This window comes from Denitrobaculum tricleocarpae (assembly GCF_007004665.1).
Classification (GTDB): Bacteria; Pseudomonadota; Alphaproteobacteria; order Kiloniellales; family Kiloniellaceae; genus Denitrobaculum; species Denitrobaculum tricleocarpae.
In genome coordinates, this window is record NZ_ML660056.1 from 16,695 (window position 1) to 40,808 (window position 24,114).

The 24,114-nt window shown below is 60.5% G+C and carries 24 protein-coding genes and 1 CRISPR repeat array; of the genes, 15 read left to right on the forward strand and 9 right to left on the reverse strand.

Annotated features, from left to right (window positions below):
- Positions 1-377: 377 nt before the first annotated feature.
- Complete coding sequence (locus tag FKG95_RS29685) at positions 378-539, forward strand: hypothetical protein (protein ID WP_179954105.1); 162 nt, start codon at positions 378-380, stop codon at positions 537-539.
- 45 nt (positions 540-584) lie between these two features.
- Here the strand turns inward: FKG95_RS29685 and FKG95_RS14895 are convergent, their stop codons facing one another.
- On the reverse strand, positions 585-1,352 hold the full coding sequence (locus tag FKG95_RS14895) for an NAD kinase (protein ID WP_142897193.1): 768 nt from the start codon (positions 1,350-1,352) through the stop codon (positions 585-587).
- A 261-nt stretch (positions 1,353-1,613) separates the two neighbouring features.
- On the opposite strand from FKG95_RS14895, the gene FKG95_RS14900 reads away from it, so the two are divergent.
- The 4 genes from FKG95_RS14900 to FKG95_RS14915 all read left to right on the forward strand — a co-directional run bounded on the left by FKG95_RS14900 (position 1,614) and on the right by FKG95_RS14915 (position 3,961).
- Positions 1,614-2,123 (forward strand): molybdopterin-guanine dinucleotide biosynthesis protein A, encoded by a 510-nt coding sequence (locus tag FKG95_RS14900; RefSeq protein WP_142897194.1) that lies wholly within the window; start codon positions 1,614-1,616, stop codon positions 2,121-2,123.
- A gap of 74 nt (positions 2,124-2,197) precedes the next feature.
- Positions 2,198-2,488: a hypothetical protein gene (locus FKG95_RS14905; protein WP_142897195.1), complete on the forward strand. Its 291-nt coding sequence runs from the start codon at positions 2,198-2,200 to the stop codon at positions 2,486-2,488.
- A gap of 51 nt (positions 2,489-2,539) precedes the next feature.
- On the forward strand, positions 2,540-3,679 hold the full coding sequence (locus tag FKG95_RS14910) for a cupin domain-containing protein (RefSeq protein WP_142897196.1): 1,140 nt from the start codon (positions 2,540-2,542) through the stop codon (positions 3,677-3,679).
- 81 nt (positions 3,680-3,760) lie between these two features.
- Entirely contained in the window at positions 3,761-3,961 is a 201-nt protein-coding gene (locus FKG95_RS14915; RefSeq protein WP_142897197.1) for a hypothetical protein, read from the forward strand.
- A gap of 102 nt (positions 3,962-4,063) precedes the next feature.
- On the opposite strand, the gene FKG95_RS14920 is transcribed toward FKG95_RS14915, so the two are convergent.
- Positions 4,064-4,768, reverse strand: a complete 705-nt coding sequence (locus tag FKG95_RS14920; protein ID WP_142897198.1) for a PEP-CTERM sorting domain-containing protein — start codon at positions 4,766-4,768, stop codon at positions 4,064-4,066.
- Positions 4,769-4,996: 228 nt separating this feature from the next.
- Between FKG95_RS14920 and FKG95_RS14925 the strand changes: the two genes are divergently transcribed.
- Positions 4,997-5,611, forward strand: coding sequence for a cupin domain-containing protein (locus FKG95_RS14925; protein ID WP_142897199.1), 615 nt, complete (start codon positions 4,997-4,999; stop codon positions 5,609-5,611).
- Between the two features lie 157 nt (positions 5,612-5,768).
- A CRISPR array of direct repeats spans positions 5,769-6,727; the repeat unit is 36 nt; unit sequence GTTGCGGCTGGACCGTGATTATCTGAATGCTACAAT.
- A 72-nt stretch (positions 6,728-6,799) separates the two neighbouring features.
- Here the strand turns inward: FKG95_RS14925 and cas2 are convergent.
- The 3 genes from cas2 to cas9 are packed head-to-tail and all read right to left on the reverse strand — an operon-like array spanning position 6,800 to position 11,293.
- Positions 6,800-7,105: a CRISPR-associated endonuclease Cas2 gene (gene cas2 / locus FKG95_RS14930; protein WP_142897200.1), complete on the reverse strand. Its 306-nt coding sequence runs from the start codon at positions 7,103-7,105 to the stop codon at positions 6,800-6,802.
- A 38-nt stretch (positions 7,106-7,143) separates the two neighbouring features.
- Positions 7,144-8,067, reverse strand: a complete 924-nt coding sequence (cas1, locus tag FKG95_RS14935) for a type II CRISPR-associated endonuclease Cas1 (RefSeq protein WP_142897201.1) — start codon at positions 8,065-8,067, stop codon at positions 7,144-7,146.
- Positions 8,068-8,113: 46 nt separating this feature from the next.
- The gene (gene cas9, locus FKG95_RS14940; RefSeq protein WP_142897202.1) at positions 8,114-11,293 is read right to left on the reverse strand and encodes a type II CRISPR RNA-guided endonuclease Cas9; all 3,180 of its coding nucleotides are present in this window, start codon (positions 11,291-11,293) and stop codon (positions 8,114-8,116) included.
- A gap of 523 nt (positions 11,294-11,816) precedes the next feature.
- On the opposite strand from cas9, the gene FKG95_RS14945 reads away from it, so the two are divergent.
- From FKG95_RS14945 to FKG95_RS14970, 6 genes are all read left to right on the forward strand, one after another.
- Positions 11,817-12,407: a TetR/AcrR family transcriptional regulator gene (locus tag FKG95_RS14945; RefSeq protein WP_142897203.1), complete on the forward strand. Its 591-nt coding sequence runs from the start codon at positions 11,817-11,819 to the stop codon at positions 12,405-12,407.
- Between the two features lie 66 nt (positions 12,408-12,473).
- Positions 12,474-13,034 carry a carboxymuconolactone decarboxylase family protein gene (locus tag FKG95_RS14950; RefSeq protein WP_179954106.1) on the forward strand — a complete coding sequence of 187 codons (561 nt, stop codon included), beginning with the start codon at positions 12,474-12,476 and terminating at the stop codon, positions 13,032-13,034.
- A 25-nt stretch (positions 13,035-13,059) separates the two neighbouring features.
- Positions 13,060-13,656 (forward strand): carbonic anhydrase, encoded by a 597-nt coding sequence (locus FKG95_RS14955; RefSeq protein WP_142897205.1) that lies wholly within the window; start codon positions 13,060-13,062, stop codon positions 13,654-13,656.
- Positions 13,657-13,697: 41 nt separating this feature from the next.
- Positions 13,698-14,111 (forward strand): hypothetical protein, encoded by a 414-nt coding sequence (locus FKG95_RS14960; RefSeq protein WP_142897206.1) that lies wholly within the window; start codon positions 13,698-13,700, stop codon positions 14,109-14,111.
- 2 nt (positions 14,112-14,113) lie between these two features.
- Complete coding sequence (locus FKG95_RS14965) at positions 14,114-14,851, forward strand: SDR family NAD(P)-dependent oxidoreductase (protein ID WP_142897207.1); 738 nt, start codon at positions 14,114-14,116, stop codon at positions 14,849-14,851.
- The gene (locus tag FKG95_RS14970) at positions 14,851-15,810 is read left to right on the forward strand and encodes a PhzF family phenazine biosynthesis protein (RefSeq protein WP_142897208.1); all 960 of its coding nucleotides are present in this window, start codon (positions 14,851-14,853) and stop codon (positions 15,808-15,810) included. The genes FKG95_RS14965 and FKG95_RS14970 overlap by 1 nt, the downstream gene beginning before the upstream one ends.
- A gap of 114 nt (positions 15,811-15,924) precedes the next feature.
- On the opposite strand, the gene FKG95_RS14975 is transcribed toward FKG95_RS14970, so the two are convergent.
- Complete coding sequence (locus tag FKG95_RS14975) at positions 15,925-16,143, reverse strand: hypothetical protein (RefSeq protein ID WP_142897209.1); 219 nt, start codon at positions 16,141-16,143, stop codon at positions 15,925-15,927.
- Positions 16,144-16,236: 93 nt separating this feature from the next.
- Positions 16,237-17,373, reverse strand: a complete 1,137-nt coding sequence (locus FKG95_RS14980) for a YcaO-like family protein (protein ID WP_179954107.1) — start codon at positions 17,371-17,373, stop codon at positions 16,237-16,239.
- An 815-nt stretch (positions 17,374-18,188) separates the two neighbouring features.
- Here FKG95_RS14980 and FKG95_RS14985 point away from each other — a divergent pair.
- Positions 18,189-19,355, forward strand: a complete 1,167-nt coding sequence (locus FKG95_RS14985; RefSeq protein ID WP_179954108.1) for a cupin domain-containing protein — start codon at positions 18,189-18,191, stop codon at positions 19,353-19,355.
- 62 nt (positions 19,356-19,417) lie between these two features.
- Here the strand turns inward: FKG95_RS14985 and FKG95_RS14990 are convergent, their stop codons facing one another.
- Positions 19,418-20,611, reverse strand: a complete 1,194-nt coding sequence (locus FKG95_RS14990; protein WP_142897212.1) for a hypothetical protein — start codon at positions 20,609-20,611, stop codon at positions 19,418-19,420.
- A gap of 220 nt (positions 20,612-20,831) precedes the next feature.
- On the opposite strand from FKG95_RS14990, the gene FKG95_RS14995 reads away from it, so the two are divergent.
- Positions 20,832-21,821 (forward strand): hypothetical protein, encoded by a 990-nt coding sequence (locus FKG95_RS14995; RefSeq protein WP_142897213.1) that lies wholly within the window; start codon positions 20,832-20,834, stop codon positions 21,819-21,821.
- Between the two features lie 137 nt (positions 21,822-21,958).
- Here FKG95_RS14995 and FKG95_RS15000 read toward each other — a convergent pair whose 3' ends face one another.
- Positions 21,959-23,152 carry a hypothetical protein gene (locus FKG95_RS15000; protein WP_142897214.1) on the reverse strand — a complete coding sequence of 398 codons (1,194 nt, stop codon included), beginning with the start codon at positions 23,150-23,152 and terminating at the stop codon, positions 21,959-21,961.
- A 266-nt stretch (positions 23,153-23,418) separates the two neighbouring features.
- Here FKG95_RS15000 and FKG95_RS15005 point away from each other — a divergent pair, with 266 nt between their 5' ends.
- Entirely contained in the window at positions 23,419-23,952 is a 534-nt protein-coding gene (locus FKG95_RS15005; RefSeq protein ID WP_142897215.1) for a dihydrofolate reductase family protein, read from the forward strand.
- Positions 23,953-24,114: the final 162 nt, after the last annotated feature.

Here is a 24,114-nt window from a genome sequence, read left to right on the forward strand (position 1 = left end):
ATTGGGACCCGGACCGGTTCAGGTTTTTCACTGCCTCTGTGAAAAAACCTCCACCTCTTGTGCTGCCGCCTGGATCGATATCCCCTGCCGATTCCGGTGTGCAGCACTTCTTTTTGACATACAAATGCCACAGCCTGCCCGGACTTATCCCCCAAGGCGCCGATCCGCGCGCGTTATCGGCCCCGATAGCCGAAGCGACCCCGGGGCGGGGCGAAGTGTCTGACGCCTGTTTCAGGTGAGGTCGTTGATCCGGGTTATATCTTTGAGACCTGCATCTCGCCCTGTCTCGTTTGGCCTATCTCGTTTGGCCCATCTCGTCTGGCTCATCTCGTCTGGCCGGCCTGAATTTGGCTAACCCGAATTTGGCGAACGCGAATTTGGCCAACCCTGACCTGGCCGACCCCGGCCTGGTCAACCCCGATCCGGCCAATCCGGACCTGGGAGAGGTCGGTCCGATCGCAACGCTGATTGCCGCGGGCCGCTCGTCCGTCGTTAGACCGGATCACGTTCTAAACCTTATCGTTAGACCGGACTCATAAGGTCGGGTGACCGCTGTTAGCGAGTCCATCTAACCTTGATCTGATCTACACGATGAACTGTTCCTTCACGATCCGCTCTTCCAGGCTGTGTTCCGGATCGAACAGGAGGTCCAGTTCGACGCTCGGATCCTCGTAGACCGAGACCTCCTTTACATCGCGGATCTCGGTGTAATCGGCGGTTGCGCTGACCGGGCGCTTCAGGGGCTCGATCACTTCAAAGGAAATCTTGGTGGTGTTGGGCAGCAGGGCACCCCGCCAGCGCCGGGGCCGGAAAGCGCTGATCGGCGTGATCGCCAGCAGCGCCGCACGGATCGGCACGATGGGACCGTGGGCCGAGAGATTATAGGCGGTACTGCCCGCCGGGGTCGCCACGATGATGCCGTCGCAGATCAGCTCCTCCATGCGCTCGATATCGTCGATCTTGATCTTGAGCTTCGCGGCCTGCCGGCTTTCACGCAGCAGAGAGACCTCGTTGATGGCCAGGGCGTCGAAACTCTCGCCCGCCACGGTCGTCGCGGTCATGCGCAGCGGGTGAAGCGTCGCCGTGCGCGCGGTGGTGACCCGCTCGACCAGGTCGTCCTCGTTGTGCTCGTTCATCAGGAAGCCCACGGTGCCGCGGTTCATGCCGTAGATCGGAACGCCGCGGTCCAGGTGGGCGTGCAGGGTCTCCAGCATGAAGCCGTCACCGCCCAGCGCGACGATCACGTCGGCCTCCTCCGGGCTGACATGGCTGTAGCGTTGCGCGAGGCGTTCCTGCGCCGCATTGGCTTCATCGGTGCCGTTGGCCACGAAGGCGAGGCGTGGATCGGTCATACTACCCCATGTTTCTCGACGCGATGTCCCGCAAGAGAGTCTGTTGCGCTCCGGATGAGAACCCGCATCAAGACGCTGCCGGTTCCGGATCGTTATATTTTGTGCGCTCCGGGCATCGGCTCTTCTGATCTCACGGAGAAGACTCCGGAACCCGGGAAAGCCGCCGTCGCGTGAGCGCGCTTGTCAAAGATCGGATGTGAATGCACTTTAACGCAAGAACAATAAATGGGAACGGGGGCCGACATGTTGCGAAGGTGTGTGATGACGCGGGTTTTTCCGGCGGCGGAATTGAGGGTATTGGCGCTGGGCGCAGTAATGCTGGTGTTTTCGGCAGTGGCGGGCGGGAACGGCCTGCGAGCGGACGACCGGCACGCGGGCTACTACTATCCGGAGCCCATGGAGGTAGAGATCTACGAAGCCCGGGCGCAGAAGCTCGCCGGGGTCGGCCGGTCCCAGCGGATCGGGTTTGTCACCGGGATCACCAACGAGAAGCTGAAGAGCCCCTATCCGCCCGAAGCGGCGATTTTCGCCAAGGGGGAACAGGCGGAAAAGCTGATCATCGTGGCGCTGCAGGACGAGCGGATTGATACCCTGTTCCGGGCTCGCGCGATCTTCGCCAACCTGACCGCCTCGGCGCGGGTCCTGCCGATTTTCAAGGAGTTCGGCGTACAGGACTGGTTCACCTTTTTCGATCTGGCGAAGATGCTCGGCTTTGAGCAGATCACCATCTCGAACGGCCGCGAGTTCTCGCATCAGGTTATCATAAAGTAGGCTTCAAAGTGGCTTCGCCCTGCGCCCGTCCTGGCGGCGCGGCTTTCTCTCATTTTCCTTCGACCGGGTGTTTTATGACGACTTCCAGCAGCGGTTCCTTTCTCGACCGTCCGGCGGCGCGCCTGCTTGCGCTGGGCGTGGCGGCGGCCAGCCTTGCCCTGGCGCTCTACATCAACCGGGCCGATTTCCTGCCGGTCGCCGAGGAGGCTGCTTCGCCGCAGGACACGGCCTATCAGGCCTGCATCGACGAGCGGTATGAGGGGATCGACCAGATGATCAGCGACGGTGTGGTCAACGAATCCCAGGCCACCCTCTTCAAGTCCCGCGCCGAAGCCCTCTGCCGGGCCACCAACCCGCCGCAATAGAGCAGCTATGCCGGCATGGAACCCGCCCCCTAAAACGAGACGCAGTCGAGTATGAGTAAAAGCGAAGCCCGCCAAATCGAGCACCCGCAGGATAAACCGGCAATCGAGACCGCCGAAGTCGTCCTGCCCTGCGAGAGCCTGCCGGAGAGCCTGACGTTCTTCACCGAGCAACTGGGGTTTCGCCTGGACCGGATCTTCCCCGCCGATGCGCCCGCGACGGCGGTGATCTCCGGCCACGGCCTGCGTATCCGGCTGGAGAAGGGGGCAGGGAGGAACCCCGGCGTTCTTGCCCTGCGCTGCGCCGACCCAGGGGCGCTCACCGGCGGCAAAACCGAACTGACCGCGCCCAACGGCACCCGCATCGAACTGTTGCAGGCCGATCCGCCGCTGAACCTGCCGCCGATCGATCAGTCCTTCGTCGTCACTAAAATGGGCGGCCCGGAGGCCTGGGGCATCGGCCGGGCGGGCATGCGCTACCGCGACCTGATCCCGAACCGCCAGGGCGGGCGTTTTATCGCGTCGCACATCGCGATCCCCGACGGCGGCCTGGTGCCCGACATGGTGCACTTCCACAAGGCCCGCTTTCAGATGATCTACTGCTATAAAGGCTGGGTGCACCTGCTCTACGAGGACCAGGGCCCTCAGTTCACCATGAAGGCGGGCGACTGCGTCCTGCAGCCGCCGGAGATCCGCCACCGGGTCCTGGAGTGCTCGCCCGGCTTCGAGGTCATCGAAATCGGCTGCCCCGCCGAGCACATGACCTGCATCGACCATGACATGCCGCTGCCCAATGGCCGGGTCGACCCGGATCGGGTTTTTAACGGGCAGAAGTTTGTGCGGCATCAGGCGGAGAAGGCGGAGTGGCAGGCGGGACGTTTGGAGGGTATCGAGTTCCGCGACATCGGCATCGCGGCGGCGACCAACGGCCTGGCGAGCGCGCAGGTCTGGAGGCTGAAGCCGGGTGCGACGCAGATCTCGGCGGTGAAGCACGCGGCGGAGTTCGTGTTTTACTTCGTGCTGGAAGGATCGGTTTCGCTGAACGCACAAGGGCAGGGGACGCAGGATCTGAGCGCGGGAGATAGCTTTGTCATTCCGGCGGGGATGGTCTTTGGGATGGTGGGCGCGTCGGAGGGTTTGGAACTGCTCGAGGTGGCGTTGCCGGCGGATTATGGGGTGGAGTTGAAGGCGTGAGGCCGGGCTTTTTTTCAAGCGCGTCCCGGCAACTTCCTTAACGCACAAATCGAGACCTGACCGCATCCACGCAAATGGGACATGACCCCATCCACGGAAATTCCCAGTCACGAGAACCCGGCCTATATGGAGAAGTCACGCATGCTCATGACCGAGCGCGATGCGCAGATCTTCGGAAAAGGTCGCGCCTTCGCCACGCGCACGGACCAGGGCTGGCTGCCGCCCTCCGCGAAGGATGTCGACGCGGTGCTGGCGGAACCCGCCAAGGAGACCGAAGCGTAGCAGGGGTGCCAGGGCCTGTGCTAAGCGCCCAAGGCCTGTGCTAAGCGCCCAAGGCCTGTGTTAAGCGCCCAAGGCCTGTGCTAAGCACTATGTGAGTTGGCGTCAGGCCGATCTACGCCGGCGCGCGATGCCGAGGCCCGCGAGACCGAAACCGAAGAGCGCCAGCGTGGCTGGTTCGGGCACGGCAACGATGTCAGGAACGTCGACGATATCCGGCACTGACGGATCAATTCTGACCTGCTGTAAGGTGAGTGTCGCATTGTCGTCCAGGTCAAACTGAACGTTGTTGAAGTGGATGTCGAGAAAGCCGAGGCCGGGGAACAATCCCGCCTGTTCCTGACTGACGTCAAAGCGCCAGGTCAGTATGCCGGCGTCAAGCAGCAGAGGTCGATCGAAGATGTTGTCCGCGAATACAGAAATGTCGGAGGCGCCGCCATCGAGGCCCGTGAACATCAGGTCGCCATCCTCCTGTGGCCAAGTTATATCCGCATTGCCGCTCGTCGTCGCGAAGGTGAGCGTGATTTCCCACGGATTTGGCGGGGACGGAAAGCCGGGAAAGGGCGGAGGGCCAGAACCAGGATCGCCCAACACGATGCGTGGGCCGAAAAGGATATCGATATCCACCGTGGCGGTGCCAGTGGCAGTGAGTGGAATAACGCCTGCTCCTCCATTGACGTCGATGCAGGTAGCGCTGCCGTCACAGGCGGCGACGGAAACATCGTCGGGGGTGAGAGGCAGCGCATGCGTTGCTGAGGCACCGCATAACAGGAAGACAGTGGTGAAGCCTAATGCAAATAACCGTTTCATAATGTGAACCCTCAAATTATTTGTTTTCAGGCTATTGCCGCTTGCCGGCGCCGTCACTCCTCGAAATTCGAATAGGGCTATACAGAATTGTTGCACCGCTTTGCCGTAAGCGATGGGAGCCCGCGTGAGTGAGCGGGACTATTCACGGGCAGAGCTTTGTTTCCGCGCCGCGGCCGCCATTGGAATGCGCAGGCGCCGATCAATGATCTCTTTTGATCGAAACAAGCAATGTGCTACCGCGACCTGACCCCGAACCGCCAGGGCGGCCGTTTCATCGCGTCCCACATGGTAATCCACGACGGCGGCCTGGTGCCCGACATGGTGCACTTCCACAAGGCCCGCTTTCAGATGATCTACTGCCGTAAAGGCTGGGTGCACCTGCTCTACGAGGATCAGGGCCCTCAGTTCGCCATGAAAGCGGGCGACTGCGTCCTCCAGCCGCCGGAGATCCGCTACCGGGTCCTGGAATGCTCCCCCGGCTTCGAGGTCATCGAAATCGGCTGCCCCGCCGAACACATGACCTGCATCGACCATGACATGCCCTTGCCGAATGGTGCAGTGAATCCGGAGCGGGTTTTTAACGGCCAGCGCTTTGCGCGGCATCAGGCGGAGAAGGCGGACTGGCAGGCGGGACGTTTGGAGGGTATCGAGTTCCGGGACATCGGGATCGCGGCGGCGACAGAGGGGCTGGCGAGTGTTCGGGTTTGGCGGCTACGGCAGGGGACGACACGGATTCCGGCGGTGAAGCACGGGGCGGAGTTCGTGTTTTACTTCGTGCTGGAGGGGACGGTGACCCTGAAGGCCGAAGGGCAGGGGGCGCAGGACCTGAGCGCGGGGGGGTAGTTTCGTCATTCCGGAGGGGATGACCTTTGGGATGACGGGCGCGTCGGAAGATCTGGAACTGCGTGAGGTGGCGCTGCCGGCGGACTATCGGTTTGCATTGGCGGGTTAGGCAGGAAGACGAACGCAACCATCGGCTTGGTTGGTGCTTCGCATTTCGATCTTCGTTGGACCGTGATTTTCTGAATGCTACAATCGGCATCGCACAGGTCGGCATCGCGCAGGTGTTGCGGCTAGACCGTGATTCTCTGAATGCTACAATAACGTGAAGCGGGTCTAACCGTCACTATCAGTTGCGGCTAGACCGTGATTCTCTGAATGCTACAATATTGACAGCTACTCGAACCTGAGCGGGTAGTTGCGGCTGGACCGTGATTCTCTGAATGCTACAATTGGCCAATTCCGCCGAACGCTACGACTCCAGTTGCGGCTGGACCGTGATTCTCTGAATGCTACAATCGATAGAGGCTGCATTGCACATGAACCACTGTTGCGGCTGGACCGTGATTCTCTGAATGCTACAATCTCGGTCGCGCAGACCATGCTGGCGAACGGGTTGCGGCTGGACCGTGATTCTCTGAATGCTACAATGCTCGTCTTCATTGGATGGATCCTCGACAAGTTGCGGCTGGACCGTGATTATCTGAATGCTACAATTTTTGCCAGTTGTCCCAAACCAGCCGTTTCGTTGCGGCTGGACCGTGATTATCTGAATGCTACAATCAGGTTGACCAGGTTAAAGCCGTCGCGGTAGTTGCGGCTGGACCGTGATTATCTGAATGCTACAATGCGTGGAGTGGCTGCACTTCGAGACCTACAGTTGCGGCTGGACCGTGATTATCTGAATGCTACAATAAGAAAAAATGGCGGAGCTTGGCCTCCTGAGTTGCGGCTGGACCGTGATTATCTGAATGCTACAATGTACCGATAATCATGCAGCGCCACCGGCTCGTTGCGGCTGGACCGTGATTATCTGAATGCTACAATAGGTCCAGATTGATCCGCAGGTGACGAGCCGTTGCGGCTGGACCGTGATTATCTGAATGCTACAATGGCGTATGGGTAGATATAGACAGAGTATTGGTTGCGGCTGGACCGTGATTATCTGAATGCTACAATAGGTGACCGCTTAAATATCTGATAAAAAAGACGTTTAAGCGGTCATTATTCACAAAAAATCTTTCTGTAGCGTTAGAATAGGGCGAGCTGGCCCGGGTTTCTTGCGGCGGGATTGCGGGTTTTCCCGGAAAAACTGATGATGTTTTCGTATTGTTTGTCGGTAAACATAAGGATGTTGATCTTGCCGCGCTCAGGGAGATTCCGCTCGATCCGCCGGATGTAGGCTTCACTCTGCTCCTTTCCTTTGCAAAAGCGTAAGTAGTTGGAATACTGACTCATGACGAAGCCTTCGTCGAGCAGGAACTGGCGGAATTTTGTGGCTTTCTTTCGGCTTTCCCGGCTGTCGGTCGGCAGGTCGAACATAACCAAAATCCACATAAGCTGATATCCGCTGAGGTGCGTTGCCATGCGTTGTGTTAAGGGGCCGGGCCGCTGTCCGGTGCCGGCAGATCGAGAGGCCGCAGCGTTAAAGGCAGGTCGAGATCGCCACCGGCGGCCTCAAAGGCGGCGGCGAGGGAGTGCGAAAGTCTTTGCAGCGAGACGCTGAGGGGGCTGGCGCCATGCGGCATCGGCAGGTCCAGTGTCATGAGATCGACAAGCGTGGCTTTGGCTTCGGGGCAGATGTCTTCGATCCCGCTCTCTCTGAGCCCGATGACCTGATGGTCGACAAGGGGGCGAAAGGGTTCCATCAAATCGTCGGCCAGGGCAAAGGCGTTGCTGCGGTTGGAATGATGCAGCCCGATGGTCGGGTGTAGCCCGCTCGCCAAAAGGCTCCGGGCGGTCGCGGCGCGCAAAACCGTGTAGCCGTAGTTCAGAAGCCCGTTGAGACCGCCCGCGGCACGGTCCCGGCGGAAATTCTCTCCAAACAGAAGCGGCCAGTAGCGGCGCGCGGCCTGGGCCTCCAGGTTTTCCGGGTCACCGGACCGGACTTTTTTGGCCAAGCCGCGAAGGGCCCCGTCCTTTTGGCCATGAGCTGCCAGAATGGCGGCCTGCATTTCGATCTTTGCCACCACAACCTGCCGCCACAGGCGTTTGCGCAGAGGCTTGCCCGCGTTCCACTGGGCGCGCATCCGGGCGCCCTGAAGGTGGTGTCCCTCAATCGGCCAAACGCAGGACACCGGGCTTTGATTGGGGCCGCAGGTCACCAGCAAGGCATTGCGCTCGGCCAGGGCGACGAGGAGACTATTGGAGTAGGTGATGCCGTGCGCATGGACGATAACTGCCGCGATATCGTCTAGAGGAATGCGGCCGACTTCTTCTCTCTCGCGCTCGACCCTGAGGAAGCCGCGTGTGGCACTGAGATGCTGTCGGTCGGTCTCGATATCGACGATTCGGTCCATAGGCCCGTCTGCGGCATGCGGAAGTATGCCGCGCCGGGGTGCGAAGTCATGATCTTGGACCCGGATCGAGGACCCGGCCGATCTCGTCGACACGCACCTGGCGCGCTCTCAACTTCTGTAATCCTGACGCAGAGGTGTTAATATACTTTAAATAGTCGTTCTTATCTGCATCTCTCGCCTTAAGGTTGCCACCTTCGTTGTGCGGGACGAGCTGCATGGAACCACTGGTCGAGAACTTGACGACGCGGACCAGTCGGCGCTCGCCTTCCATCTCCACCGCCAGGAAGTCGTTCTGATGCAAACGCAGCATTCTTTTGGCGGCCGGGTGCGGACGGCTATCTGCGGACTCGGGCCTGGGCTGATTGGCGGAAAAACGGGTGATGATTTCGCTGACCCACTTTCCCGATGGTAGACGCCAGACATCGAACCGCTCGTTGGCGTCTCCCTTATAGGCTTTGTAGATCCGGCCGCTTTTGTCACGGACCGGCAGAACGCTGAGAGTTTCCAGTATCCGCACGCGCCGGATGCCCGCGAACTTCGCATCGAACTGGGCGAAGCGCGCCAGTGCCCCGGCGAAATCCTTGCCGCTGAGGCCGCCGGTAGCCGCGTGCAGGGTCTCACGCAGTTCGGGGTCCCTGATCTTCTCAATGTCCTTGGAGGATTTCAGACTTTCAAGCGGCACGCGGTGCACCACCGGAAAGGCACCGTGGGCGTTCGCTTCACCGGCGAGCCCGTAGGCGGTGTCGTTGTGCAGGCGTCCGCTGGTCGTGTTGCGTCCGGCAGCACGACCATGTCCACCTGACGAGCCGTGATCCGCGCGGTGTGAGACCACAATGTCATCCAAGGCGCGCTTCAGATCGTCGCGGAACGTTGGCCAGGGCGTTGGCATATCGGCGAGCAGACGCTCGCGCTGTTGGTCTTCCGCCTGGCCCGCGGCACGCGAGATGCGGTTTAGCAGGCTGCGGTCAGTGACGGCGACCACGACGGCGTCGATGGCATGATGGCGGTGATCGAGCCGGTTCTTCTTGTTCTGTTGCTCGACCAGATTGTGATCGGGCAGGAGTTCGTTGAGGCCCCAGCGGCCCCGCAGCATTTCGGTCAAACGGCCGGGCGTGACCCAGACCTCATTCGGATTGCAGACCGCCGTGAGATATTCCCTCGCCACGCGGGAGAGGTATTGCGTGTCGACGAGTTGGCGGTCCAGAAAGTTGCGATCGGTCTCGAACTTCTGCATTGCGTCCGCGGCGAAGCGCCAACGCTTGTTCTTTGGCAGAAGGCTGGCCCGCGCGAGAGTGTCGGGCCAGTCGGTGCGGGTGCCGAAGGCGTCGTGGGGCGGGCGGTTGCGCTTGATTTTGTTGGCGGCTGCGCTACAGACGATCTTGTTGGCGGCGGAGTTATCGAGGGTTTGTGAGAAGGGCAGGATGTGGTCGATGTCGACCGCCGCCGTGAAGAGTCGCTCGAGGCTGATTTGTTCGCCGCTGTATACGCAGCGCCGTTCGAAGGGATTTTCGGGATTCAGCTCTTCCCAAAGACGCAGGCGCAGGCGGTTGGCGCCGCTATCGGGTAACCCGAGGCTTTGCAACTCCTCGCGATGCCGCTCGGCGCGCCGGGTGTTCTCGCCGATTGTCTTACTTATCCGCTCTTTTTGCTTTGCGTTGAGCTTCAGCTCACGCGCGACCTCGATTACGATTTTCCCGGGATGACCGTGCCGGGCGATCAGGGCGTTGACCACGCGCCGGATCTGGTTCAGGCCGATGTGGACCGTCGGGTTGGCGAGCTTGCCCAGTCTTTCCTCTTCCCGGTCTTCCGGGTTGCCGCTGCCGAAGGCGACGTGGTTTTCGAGAACGCGGCCGTAGTAGGGCAGGGAGTCGAAGATCTCACCGGTGCTGAAGTCCGAGTGATGATAGCCAGCCGCCGCTGTCGCCTCGGCGAAAACGGCGACGGAGGCTTCCAGTTGCGCCAGGATCCCGCGGGTCGCGGTGATGCCCAGGCCCGCGTGTCCGTCGGGCAAGTTTCTGCGGACGGTAAAGCGCGCGGTTTCTTCGGTCAGGTTCTGTTCGGCAATCAGCCATGCGATCAGCGTCTCTTCATCCTCCTCCTCGAGCAGGCGTTCGACTATGCTCTCCTGCTGTTCCGAGTCGAAGCTTCGCCAGTTGGCCCCGAAGCATTTTTTGTGGGCAAGAACGGCGGCGGTCTCGTCGCCTTTCAGATCCTTGCGGATCTCGCTCTCGAGATTAAAGCGGCTGTCGGGGGGCAGCTTCAGAAGACGCCGGAGTTGACCGAAGGTCCGTTTCGGCGTGCTCAGGAGTGCCAGAGCGCAGCTGTCTCTCTCGTCTTGCGTCAATTCGCGTTCGCTTTGATCGGGTGCAACGATGCGCAGATTATTGACTTCCTGGAAAATCCGGATGCGCTGGGCGAGGGGATGCGCCCGCGCCAACCTTGGTTCTTCAGGGTTGAAGCGGCACTTGCCGGGCTCTTTCGGTTTCAGGCGGCGCTGAAAAAAGAGCACGTCTCGGGTCTCGTCGCGGGCACGATCGGTCAAAACCGTCGCGTGGTGCCGACTTTGCCGCGTCCAGAGCAGATCGAATTCTTCCTCGATCATGGCGCGTTCGGGGTAGAAGTCATATCCGCTCTGCGGTTTCTTGCCCGGATCGGCTGGCTGAGGCGTCAGGCGGGTCCGGACGCTGCCGCCCTTTGCGTGAAGCTGCTGGAGATAGGCCCCGAGGGACTCCGCACCGGCTTCGGTCATGGCCTGGCGCAGCTTCTCTACACCGCTTCTGATTTTACCGCTTTCCTCGTCGCCGCCACCGTCGGTCTTTCTGTTCGACTTGAAACCCCGGCGCTGGTTCAGGTGAAAGATGGCGCGGCCCAACTCGTGGAGTGAGAGTTTGCTCTTCAGGCCGCGGGAGCGGATTTCATAAGGATCGTTTTGCTTCGGGTCGAAAACCGCATCCAATGCCGAACCGGAGTGTGGCAGGAGGCCGTGTTCCTTGAGTAAGCGCAACAGCTTCGTCCTGCGGCGCAGATAGCGGTCGCGCCGGCGTCTTGCCGAGCGTGCGGTCCGCCGGGCGACGGCCAGGGACGTCTTATCCTTTGGATTTCGACCATCGGAAAAGAGCCTGACACCGATATCGCGGATGCCCTCGGGCTGACCGGCGGAATTGAGGTCAAGTACGCACCATCCGATAGAATTCGTGCCGAGATCGAGACCGAGCGTGTAGGTCATTTTACCTCCCCTAGAGGTTTTGTATCGCCTTTTACTCAATTATGAGGAGAGTTTTGGTGATGCGCAAGCAAGAGTAGAACAAACTGAATGTATTGGTTGACTTTAAGTGTAAATAGTATTTTCATTCTTCTGTAGCATTCAGAAAATCACGGTCTGGTCGTGAACAAGCCTTCGCTTTTCGCGAATGGATCGCACAAAATAACAGGCGGGCTCCGGCCCGCCTTTTTTGGTGGCGCCGCCGAGCTTGAGCAACTCCATGCACAATGCTGCGGAGAAGCCGGCAGTTTGCGCTGGCTGATTTGTCTATACCGCGAGGCGGGCATCACGTGCATGGAAGTACCGCTCGTAGCGCGATCGGTCGGCATTGAGAGGCGCCGGCGACTTGCTGCACAGAGAGTCCCGCAGCACTTAAAGCGTTTTGCATTCAGGCTGATTCAAAACTCACCCGCACCCCATCCTCCGGGATTGACATCGCGCGCGTCGTTCGTATATTTCATATCGAACGTTATGAAATGGAGTCGGGATGGCGCGGGCGAGAGAATTTGAGCCGGAGGAGGCGGTGGCGGCGGCCATGCGGCTGTTTCGCAGCAAGGGTTATAACGACAGCTCCATCCGGGATCTTTCCGACTGCACCGGCGTCGGGCCTTACGGCCTTTACGGCGTTTTCGGCAGTAAGCACGGGCTCTTCCTCGCCGCCCTGGACCATTACCGCAAGACCGTCACGGCGGAGGTCCTGCAGGCGCTGGAAGCGCCCGGCCCGGCCCGGGAGGTGATCGCCGAAGCGCTGGCGCGGGTGCTTGAACTGATGGAGACGCCGGACGGGCGGGTGGGTTGTCTGATGTGCAACACGGCGAGCGAACTCGCGCCGCAGGATCCCGAAGCGGCGGCGAAGGTGAAGGCCCATCTCGATCTGCTTACAGACGCCTTTCAGAAGCTGCTGCTGCGCGAAGTGAAGGATGCAAAGGCGGGCAAGAAGGCAGCCCGGAAGGAGGCGGAAGAGGCGGCGCAGTTTCTGGCTGCGACCGTCTACGGCATCGGCCTGCTGGTGCGCGCCGGACAGGATGACGCGCAGATCGGACGCTACATCAAAACAGCGCTGAAGGCCGTCGGCTAAAAAATTTTCACTAATATCATATCGATCGTTATGGCTGGCCGATATGAAAAACCGAGGAGACAGCAAGTGGGACACCTGAGTTACACGAAAAACCTGCCTGGCGTCGCCGACGTCTTCCTGCGCGACCCGGGGCTCTACGCGCCGCTGCTGCAGTTCATCGAGGGCGTGATGACGCGGCCCTCGCAGCTTGGCAAGGCCGAGCGCGAGATGATCGCGGCCCATGTCTCGCGGCGCAACGGCTGCGGCTTCTGCGTCGGTGCGCATCACTGGACGCTGGTGGCCATGGGTGTCGATGCCGAAACGATGGACGCGCTCGATGCGCTGGCGGCGGGGGACGGCGAGGGCCTGTCCTCGGGACTGCGGGCGCTGCTGCGTTTCGCGGACCGCCTCACGGAGCGCCCGGACGAGATCGGACAGGAAGACGTCAACGCCCTGATGGCGGTGGGCTGGTCCGAGCAGGCGGTCGAGGACGCGGTCAACGTCGTGGCCCTTTTCAACTACGTCAACCGGCTGGTCGACGCGCTCGGGATCGAGGCCGGGGAGCCTTACTTCCGCCAGATCGGCAAGGTGATCGCGACCGACGGCTATGCGCCCCTGATCGAAACCGCGCTGAAGCGCGCGGGCTGACCCACTCGAACCCCTGGAGGATAGCATGGCACAGACCCATGATGACCTGAACGCAAAAGCCTTTTCCCTGCAGCCGGGATACGACGAGACGCTGGTGCGGGCTGAATTCGCCGAATTGATGCCGCTGCGCACCGTGATCATCTACTGCTTCGACCCGCGCGCCAGCGGTATCCCGGACGCGGTGGCACGGGATCTGGGCGATGTCTGGCCCGGCGAGGCGGTGACGGATGCCGGGGGCGAGATTATCGGTACGACGACGAGCGTGCTGAACGTCGTGGTGGCCGGCGGCCGGGCTCTCGACGCGCTTCGTTCCATCACCGTCGCCCAGCATCTGCTCGGGGTCGAGAACATCGCGGTGGTGCATCACACCCATTGCGGCGCGACCTCCTACACCGCCGAAGGCATCGTCAAGGCCTGGCAGGAGGAACAGGGCGTCGATATTTCCGAGACCTATCCGCGCGAGAGCCTGTGCATCTCTGACTACGTCGCCTCGGTCGAGCATGACGCCCGGCTGATCCGCAACGCGCCTGGGACCCCTCGGCACGTCAATGTCCACGGCTATGTCTACGACATCGACAACGGCGAACTGACCCGGATCCTCGAGGACCGCGGCACGGCCTGAAGAGCATTCCGCCCGACAGCAATAAGCAAAGGAGAGAGAAGATGACCGATACATTGGGATGGCGCCTCGAAGGCGCCTTGTTCGAGGACGGCAGCCGGCTGACCGACTGGACCAGGATCCACGAGAGCGGAAAATGGATGTGGCAGTACGACACCCACGAACTGAGCTTCGAGATCTATGAGCATGACGGACAGTTCTGGAAGCTCTACCGCGTCCGCTTCGCCCGGGAAGACGGCAGCGGCTATGCCACCGGCTTCGGCGGTCAGGCCTGCCGCATGGCCCTGGTCCGTTACCGCCGCAACGCGAGATCGCCCCATTCGGCCCTGCTGATGCAGGAGGGGGACGAGGAATGGGTGCGGACCTACGAGGTGAACGAGGAGATCCACGAGGTTTTGCGGGCCGGCCGTGAGGATCCCAAGTACGGTGCCCCCTGGGGGCCGAAACGGGCGGCCTGATCGTGGCGTCGCCCCTTGCCGTCATCACCGGGGTCGGCGATACGACCGGCTCGGCCCTGGTGCGGCGTTTTGCCGGCGGCGGTTACCGCGTCGCCATGATCGCGCGCAATGCCGATCGGCTCGCGGCGCTGGAGGAAGAGGTCGAGGGCACGAAGGCTTACGTTTGCGATCTTGCCGATCTCGATGCCCTGGAGCGGACTCTGGGGCGGATCGGGCGGGAGATGGGCGCCGCGCAGGTCCTGCTGCACAATGCGGTGGCCCACAGCTTCGAGCCGTTCCTGACCGGAGACCCCTCGGCGCTGGAGCGCAACTTCCGGGTCAATACGACGGCGCTGCTCTGGCTGGCCCGCGCTCTGGCGCCGGCGATGATTGAAGCGGGCAAGGGCGCAATCCTGGCCACGGGCAACACGGCGTCGCACCGGGGGGTGCCGAACTATGCGCTTTTCGCCCCCAGTAAAGCGGCCCAGCGCGTGCTCTGCGAGGCCATGGCGCGGGATCTTGGGCCCAAGGGCGTGCACGTTGGCTACGTGACCATCGATGCCGCGATCGACGTCACCTGGCTCGGGCCGGAGGCGGAGCGCCCGCCCTGGCTGATCCCGCCGCCGGATTGGCCGCATCCGCGCGCGGACTTCTTTACCAAGCCCGAAGCGATCGCGGAGGAAGTCTTCCATCTGGCCCATCAGGACCGTTCGGCCTGGGCTTTCGATCTGGTCATCAGACCCTTTGCGGAGAAGTGGTGATGGCGCGGAATGATCTTACCTCCGCTGTCCTCACTGCCTCTGGTGTTGGCGGTGCCCGGCGGTTCCCAGGCGCGCCGGGCACCGCCGCTCCGGAGGCAGGCGTGCGGCGCTGGTTACAGGTTGATGTTTTCGGGGATGCCCCGCTCTCGGGAAACGGTGTCGCGGTCTTTCCGGAGGCGGAGGGGCTGGACGCTGGCGCCATGCTGGCGCTGACCCGGGAATTGCGGCAGTTCGAGGCGATCTTTCTGACCGGCGCGGGTACGCCCAATCCCGCCGCGCGCATCTTCACGGAAGAGGAGGAGCTCGCCTTCGCCGGACACCCCATGTTGGGCGCCGCCGCCGTTCTTCACCATCTCGCGGGTGCAACGGCACAGAGCCGCTGGAAGATTTCTCTGGCAGGCCGGGAGGTCGGGATCTCGACCCGTTCCGAAGGCAGGGGGCTGTTCGCGGAGATGGATCAGGGGGAGGCGGTGCTGGGCGCGCCGCTGCCGGAGATGGCCGTCGCGAGGCTTCTCGCAGGTCTGGGCTTGAAGCCTGATCACAGGTACGATGGCCTGCCGGCGGTGGTCGCCTCGACGGGCCTGCCCTATGCGGTTCTGCCGGTGACGGCCAAAGGGCTCGCCACCGCGCGCATTTGTGCCGGGGATTTCGAAGCCCGCCTCGCCAAGCTGGGGGCAAAGTTCCTTTACCTGCTCGATCCGGAGCTGCCGGAGGGCCGGAGCTGGGACAACCACGGCCGGATCGAGGACATCGCCACCGGCAGCGCTGCCGGTCCGGCGGCTGCGATGATGTGGCGCCACGGCGCCGCAGCTTCACCCCTGACGCTGAGCCAGGGGCGCTTCACCGGGCGCCCGAGCGAGATGACTGTTCGCCAGGCCCGTCCCGGCGGTCCGGTCCTCGTCGGTGGCCGGGCCTTCCTGGTCGCTGAGGGCCGGTTTCTTCAGACGGACGCAGCGTGACAAAAAATCCGCGATCCGGAGCCGAGCTTAGGCAGCCTGAGTTCTGTCACGCACAGATTTGGATCAGACCCCAGTCGCAAAGCCAGGTGTGAGTCCGATCCTGCATTTACCTCTTCATGCCTGAATGTGACGCCCCTGACCCAAAGCGTCCTGAAACTGCCGTGAAAATTCTACAGTCGCCATTTGTTTCTCGCCAACTCGGGCGCCCACCCAATCCCCATTGAAGTTCGTCAGCATGTCCGTCAGCAATCGCACCGCGCGATCCTGCTGCGCGCGGCTGGTGAAGTGGTCGCCGAGCTCCCCGAGGCCGGAAAAGCGCCAGAGTGCAAGCATTGGAGGGTCACCCGTGGTTTGGCCGGTGATCTGCTTCGAAGTTGTGTGTCTGGAAGTAGTATATCGCGTAGTATGTGAACCCGCCTAATTTCGTTAGACGAAAGGCGACGGTAATGTCTCTTCTGCGCGCCGCAAGTTAGGGTTCAACACCAAGCTTTTTTCGTAAACGCGGAGAACCTCGAATCCGTATTTTGCGAGTGCTGGAGGAGTAATATCCGCGACAAAAAAATCGAGCCTATCGTCAAGTAGCTTCTCTTTCTCCGAACTAGATAACCGGGTGTTCTGTACAGCGTCTTGATAAGCAACCGGCTTTCCAATTTTCTCATCCAGCCTTAATAGACCAGGAGACTTGCTATCTGCCCAATACTTCGCGCGCGCTAGCGTGGTATCGAGCTGAATGCTGTTCGGGGCTCGTTCATCGTATGATGATAGCCAAGCTCGCCGAGAAGAACGACTCTGTGCGCTCTCGATCAATGCTTTCTCAATTGCTGGGTAAAGGTCGAAGCTAGCCGCAGAGCCAGCAGTCAAGGCCACACATCGGTTTTGTTGATCAACTAAAAGCACCATGATCACAGAAACATCAAGATTTGATGGAATGTCAAAGATGTGAGGTTTAAGGCCGCAATCCTGAAAATTCTGGATCAATTTATTTAAGCTCTCGGGGAAATCTTTAATTGGCCGCCAATCGTCAGCTTCGTAGAAGGTCGCTTCGACAAAGTACCGTTCGACCAGTTCAAGTTTCGCAGTTCGCAGTGCGTGCCCTGTTCCTTTTTTGCCAAATGCAGTACCTGAAGAATTTCTGATATGAAGCAACCGTGTTTCTTGCATGTGTCCAAGTAACAAAAACTGTGCTGGAATTTGATGTCGTTGGCCTGTTCGACAGCGTGTCACAGGCCACCAGGAACAGAAATGTGCGAGCTGTTTGTCACGCTGATGAAACAAATCGAATAGATCGATGTCATTGCGATGCGCATCATACATTCGGCGCTTCGTAGGAAGAGGCGCCAACAACGCCATTCGTTCGAGGCACTCGGCTAGTGCAGTTAGCTTCGCGTGATCTTCAGAGAGAGAAACTCCGAAGCCAAGTGCGTCGGTGCATAGAGACGATCGGCATATGAACGCCGAGATCTGTGGTTCGTCTGGCATCCAGATAGCAGGTCGGATCTCATCAATTAATCCGGTTTGCTCAATCGCACTTATGAATTCTCTGACATCATTTTCTGTGCCCATGGTTCTCCGGAAAAAACCCATGAAGGACAATTGATCTGGAGGCGGAGCTTTGCTGGTTACCTCTGAGTGTAGTTCTGTTCTCTGCATGGGAGCGGATCGCTTTCAATTTGATTCGACACCAATGGCTTCACGATGATCGAAACCAGAACAGAAATCACTTTGCGTTGTTTGACGACCCTATCGTTTTTTTCCGCATTGAGATGAAGCCTTAACTTCCTCCTTGCAGCTGTTCGATGCCGTTACTTCTATACCACATTGAGCAGAGCCTTCTACTTCTGCTCGACACTGTGAGGATGCTGTAACTTCCTTCCCACAATGTGAAGACGCTTTGACCTCATCGCTAACACTTACTGACGTGATGTTTTTTTTGTCATTTCGCAGCTCTGGTTTGCTGTCTTTTGATTTCATTTTATCCTCCGCAAAATGAATTGATCGGATCCGAAGTCTAACACAACACACCTTATGATGGAAATTTCGAGTCTATTTGGTTTTCAGTTGTAACGTCGAGAAGGATAAATCGGGCTGATTTGATGCCAGCTTATCCGACCGAAACCCGGAGTCTTCAGGCGCCTACTGAATGGCCAGAGGGTAGGTCTTGATTTGCATACAGTCGGGACCACGGCATGTTTTATGCGTGCTCGCCGCAACAACATCCACGCAGCAATTCAGACCCGATTCCACTCCCAACCCTCCACATCAGGCGCCGAATATGCGATTGCCTGTGGCAGAAACTCCTATCAGAAATGGCACTGAACTTGGGTGCTGGACACGCGCATGTCATAACGGGCGCAAGCTTCTCAACATCGGAACCTGTGATGTCCTCTTCTCCTGCCACGCTTGTCACTCTCGACGCCCTGCCGCCGGTTGCGGAGTTCTATGCGCACTACTGGAACAAACGGCCGTTTCTTGTGCGGGACGCCATCGATCAAGCCGTAATGGGGCGGCTGATCACGCCGGATGAACTTGCGGGGCTGTCCATGGAAGAGACCGTGCGGGCGCGCATGGTCTCGCGGGAAGACTGGAGCTGCCAATTCGGTCCCTTCGGCGAAGAGGATTTCAACACCGCCGGAAAGCCGCCCTGGAGCCTGCTGGTCCAGAACGTCGAGCAGTTTCACCCGGACACCGCCGCCTTGTTGCGCGCGTTCGATTTTGCGCCCCGCTGGCTGATGGACGACGTCATGGTCAGTTTCTCCACCAGGGGCGGCACCATCGGCGGTCACGTCGACAGCTATCACGTCTTTCTTGTCCAGGGTCAGGGTACGCGGCGCTGGACCGTCGGCCGCGAAGCCGTCATGGATGAGGTCTATATTGACGGCCTCGAGCTCAAAATCCTGAAAGATCCCATCGACGGCGATTGCGTCGAGGTGACTTCGGGCGACGTCCTGTACATCCCCCCGCATTTCGCCCATGAAGGCTCCACGCTGGACGATGCCTTGACCTTTTCCGTCGGTTTCCTCGGCCCGAAACTCTCCGAACTTTACGGCGCCTACGGTCAGTACCTCGCCGAACAGGAAGCATGCGATCACCGCTACGTCGGCGCGGGCTTGAGCGCAGAGAGCGCGGGCTTCACCCTCTCCATCAATGCGGTTGAGGTGCTGCGCAATCACCTCGCCGAGCCGCTGAGCGCGCCCGCGTTTTCCGAGTGGCTGGCCGCCTTTTTCACCGGCTCAAGCAATGAAGACATCGAAGAGGATAGCGAACGCGACGATGCTCTCAGCCAGAGCGCCTTCACAGACGCCCTGCAGGCCGGGACCGGTCTGATCAAGCCCGCCTATGTGAAATTCGCGCTCATCCCGTCGCCCCGGGGCCGCTACAGCCTCGGCTTTAACCGCAAGACTTTTGACATCGATGAGGATGCCCTGGCCGTCATCTTAAGCCTGATGAAAGAAGAGGCTGTTACCAGAAACGACACGCCCGCGCTGCTCGATCATCCCGGGCTTTTGCGCGCGCTCTATAACCAGCAGGCGCTGGAATTCGTATAGTCGCGGTTAGGTCTCTTTTTGTGCGTTCATTGGCAGAGGCAACACATCCACGTCGACCCAGATCACCGCGCCTGAAACGCAATCGGCCACATGAAGTCCAGGGGCTTGTAGCCCTGGCCCAGGTAGCGCACCGCGCCGCTGCTGTCGGCCTTGTTGTAGCCCGGGTGCAGAGCCCCGGTGGGGACGGAGAAGGGGAAGAAGGCCTCGATCTCCGGGTTGTAGGACGCTGTGGCGTGGCAGCTGTGGCAGCTGGCCTCGAAGCGGGTCCAGTAACGTGGCTGCGCGGTGTTGGGACTGCCGGCGAAATCCTCCATATCCGTGTGGCCCAGGATCACCGGCGTCTCGCCGGTTCCCGCCGCCGTGAAGCGGATCTGGGTGCCGTTGGGCGCGTAGGCTTCCAACCCGAAACCAGCCAGGCCGCCGGTTTCGAGGATGGCGGAGATTTCCTTTTCGGACAGAGGTGCGCGCTGGGTGATCAGCTGATCGCGCACATGAGCCACACCTGGGTTGTTCGTGAACTCGAAGGTGGTCCAGAACCAGCTTGGGTCCTCGCTGTAGAAGACGTCGCTGGGGTCCGATAGGGACTGCATCTTCGCCATGATGTGCAGGCCGCGCCACCAGTATTCGCCGCTGTCGAAATTGAAGGTCAGGGCGCCGTCGGGCGCCGGGCTGCCTTCGGTTACCTGCAGCCAGGAGGCTTTCAGTTCGACCGAACCCACGGGCATGTCCACATAGTCGTTCTTCTCAAAGAACGCAGCGATGTCGAGCTTGGTCGTCAGGCCGCTCTCGATCAGGTAGTCGTAGCTGATTCTGTTGCGGGTGACCTCCTCGTTGGCGCCGTCGGGATCGGCGGTGGCGACGCCACCTGCCTCCAGGTCCTTCTTCTCGGCAGTAGGACTCATATCGTCACGCGGCGTGTCCTTGAAGTCGAAGGGCCTGGCCGTATCGAAGGTGTCGGGGTCGGTGGGCCAGGCCATCCAGACCGGCACCTTTCCCGTGTTCGACATGCCGCCCTTCGTGGGGTCGGCGATCAGCTGATTGACCCGGGTGAAGAACATCCAGGCCAGCATCTGGCGTTCCTCCAGGCTGCCGTTGAAGGCGGTGTCGGCGCAGTCGGCGGCGAAGGCCGCGTCCGACTTCGTCGCCCAGCCGTCGCCGGTACATTTCTGATCGGCAGCCGCAACCTGAACGCAGGCTGAGAGGGCGACTGCAGAGAGGCAGGTCGCGGCGAGTGGGAGCTTGGCGGATGTGGTCATGGCAGAGGCTCTCCGAAGGTATGGGTGAAAGGAAAAAGCTCGGACGACTCACTGGATCATTGGAAGAGTTTCATCGCTTCGTTGCTTTCAAAAATTGCAACATGTCTAAAAATAAACAATCAAAAATTGTAAAACATTTGTTTCGGGTGTACAAGGTAAAGCAGCATTAAGCGGCCGCTGTTCCACTAATGGGATGGCGGATCACAGGGGGTGTTTTCCGATGGCCAAAGCAAAGAAATATAAAATCCCACCCGGATGGATCGGCGGATTCATGGAATCCAACCCGGCCTTTTCCTATCCCGATCCCGACCTCTCCTCCTTGCCCATGCTTTGCAACATGGACAACATCGACAAGCTTACCCGTCAGCAGGCCGCCATCTGGCCCCAGTTCAGCTGGCAGACGATTCCAGGCGACGAGACGTCCCGCTGCTATCAGATGTTCGCGCCGGATATCTCCCGGATCGGCTATACGGATCAAGGGCGCGCCTATTCGATCATCTGTCCTCAGCAGGGGGCCTGTTCACCTTCCTTCGGCTGCCTGAATATCGAGGTGACGGTCACCGGCAACCGCGGCTGGGTCGACGAACCAAGCAAAACGCTTGCGGCGGACATTTCGGTCGAAGGTCAGATCTGGTTCAGCCCGAGCGCGCATGAGAACTTTTTCGTCAGGATGATCTGGGATCTCTTCGCGAAGAACGGACTGCCGTTCCCCTCGAGCAAAGCGAAGTCGATCAAGATCAATCTTTACCACGCGGAAAACCCGATCCGGGAGGCCTTGCCCATTCGGATGGGTGAATCGCCACGCTTTAAGAACCCCGCGTTCGCCAGGCACGAGGCCGAGGCCTTTGCCGTTGCCAATGTGGAGGTGAAGATCGGCCCAATCCGGAAAGTCGGAAACGAAGTCGTTGACGAATTCAATCAGCTTGTGATGGACGCGTTCAACCTGGCCAGCGGGAACCTGCTGACACCCGGCAATATCCTGACCTGGAACGTATGGGTCACCGGCCCGCAACTCGTCGACCGGCAGGAGTGGCGGGATCATGCCGAAAAGTGGCGAAAGTCGATCGATACCGGCCACGGCAGCCCGGACGGCCCGGGCACGCGCCCGAGGTACTTCGACGGCCGTCTCTTCAGCCCCGTCGAATCCGCCGTTGAGGAGGAAATCGACAAGATTATCGCGTATCTGAAAAAGCACCTTCCGAAGCTTTGACCGCATTGGCAAAAGCTTCACGCATATAGTGTCGCTCACAGTGTTCGGGATTGCGCCTTGTCTGCCGCGGGATCGATGTAACCGGACTCGGCTTCCGGCCAGCCTTGGAGCAGGGCAGGCCGCTACTTCCAATGCCGCTACTTCCAGTACTGGTCCATGATGAATTGCAGGGTGTCTTCCTGTTCGCAGCTGATGGCGCCGCAGGCGCCACCTGGATCGAAGTAGCCTTTGCTCTCACTGTTGCGTGCTCGGTTGTCGGCGGCCTGGGCCTGCTTCAGGCGTCCGAGGGCCTGGGCGTAAGTTTCCGACGGGGTGTGGGCGGCCCGGGCTGCGTCGCCCATTCGGCGGGCCAAATCGCCGTCCTTGACGAGAAAGGTTTGTTTCTCACTGTGCGGCTGGTACTCGCTGCAGGAGACCACCCGGCAGCTCTCCCGGCTGGTGCGCACGCGGGCGCAGAATTGCTTGTTGCGCGGCGTCAAGGCTATGACGTCCTCCGGGACCGAGACCGCGTTACGGTCGGTGATGTCGATGAGATCGTAGATTTGGGCTGGGGCGTAGATCGGCGGGCAATGCCGGTAAGCAGCCTTACTATCCTCGGAGAGCCGGATCTTCTCTGAGCGGGAGAAGGCCAGGCCGGCAGCGTTGTAGCGGCCTCTGCCGACGATCTCGCCCGTGCGCAAACCCGCGTCGCTCTCGAATTGGCTTGTCGCGACGATCTTGAGGTTGAAGCCCTTTTCGGCGGGCAGCAGCTCATAGACCGAGCCCGCAGGCGCGACGTAGAAATAGCCCACGACCGACTCCGGCCCTTTGAGGGCAGCGGGCGAAAACTCGGGCTGTGACGCTGGGGCGATCACCAGTTGCTGCGCGCTATCCAGAGGCTGGAGCGTGCCTTGCGCCAGGAGTTCCGCGGCACCCAGCACCAGGATGCCGATCTCCCGCGGGGCGACGGCGACCAGTTGGATGCTGACGATCGAGGCTTTGCAGTCCGTGTTGCCGCTGAGCTTGAGCTGGACCACCCGGCCGCCGGGGATGCGCGCGCTTTCCTGGGCGGGACCGCTGCAGCCGGCACGGCCGAGATCGACCGAAACCCGGAGCGGGTTTACCTGCCCACCGGCGCCAGTGCGACCATCTTTAGGGCGGGAGAGCGATGTGCGCTTCGGTGCTGTCTCGCCTGTCCAGAGAATCTCGCCCTGCCAGCCCGACGTGAAGCTCTCCGCGGTGAGGATATCCTCCTGGCTCGCATCAGCCTGCGTTTGCAATGTGGCAAAGCACAAAAGGGCCACCAATCCGGAAACTGCGCGCCGCCCTCTCGCCAAGTCACTTCGCTCCAAAACCGCCGTCTCCTCGATAATGTCTATCCCTGCAGCGAGGGAAGACAAAGCCAGAGTGGGTCCACAGGGTTTATCGGCCCACGAATGACTTGGGAGTCAAGCACGCGAATCGGCCCACTGGGAATAGCTTGACGGGCGGGGGGATCGGGCCTATCTGCGTGACAGCCGAAAGGCCTCAACCAGGGAGCGCTCTGACCGTGATCAAGTAAGGACTGTCATTTCCATCGGCCATCCGGCCGCCTCGGTTCTTATTTCAGGAGCATCCCGTGCATCCCATTATCTATGACGTGGCCGTCTCGCTTGACGGCTACATCGCCGGTCCCAACGGCGACGTGACCCGCTTTGCCCATGAGGGCCCTGTCGTTGAGGATTATGCTCAGCGGATGGCCGGCTACCGCCTGGCCATCATGGGCCGCGCCACCTATGAATTTGCTTTTCAGTTCGGCTTAAAGCCGGGCGACGATCCCTATCCGGCCATGAGGACACTGGTCTTCTCTCAGTCGCTCGCCCTTCCCGAAACGTGCGATATCGAGGTTTTCCGCAAGACCGATCGCGACATGCTGGAGCAACTCAAGTCGGATGCGGACGGCCCGATTTATCTCTGCGGCGGCGGTGCCTTTGCCGGCGCTCTGCTGGAGATGGATGTGATCGACAGTCTGCGTCTCAAGCGCGCGCCGATTTTACTCGGAAGCGGCGTGCGGCTCTTCGGTGAAGGATCTCCCGGCGTGACCCTCGTGTGCAGGGAAACAAAAGACTATCCCGATGGATATGTCTTCCAGGAATTTCGCGTAGGAAGCTGACGCAGCGCGGGCGGGTTCGAGTTGATAGGTTCGCTGCGCGGTGAGCGCCCGATTGACCTGGCCGGCTGTTACGCCGGAACCCGCCGCAACATGGCTGACCGCATGGCGGTGCGGATCAACTCTCTCCGCCCGCGTGACGGCACAAGAGCAGCGTCACGCGTG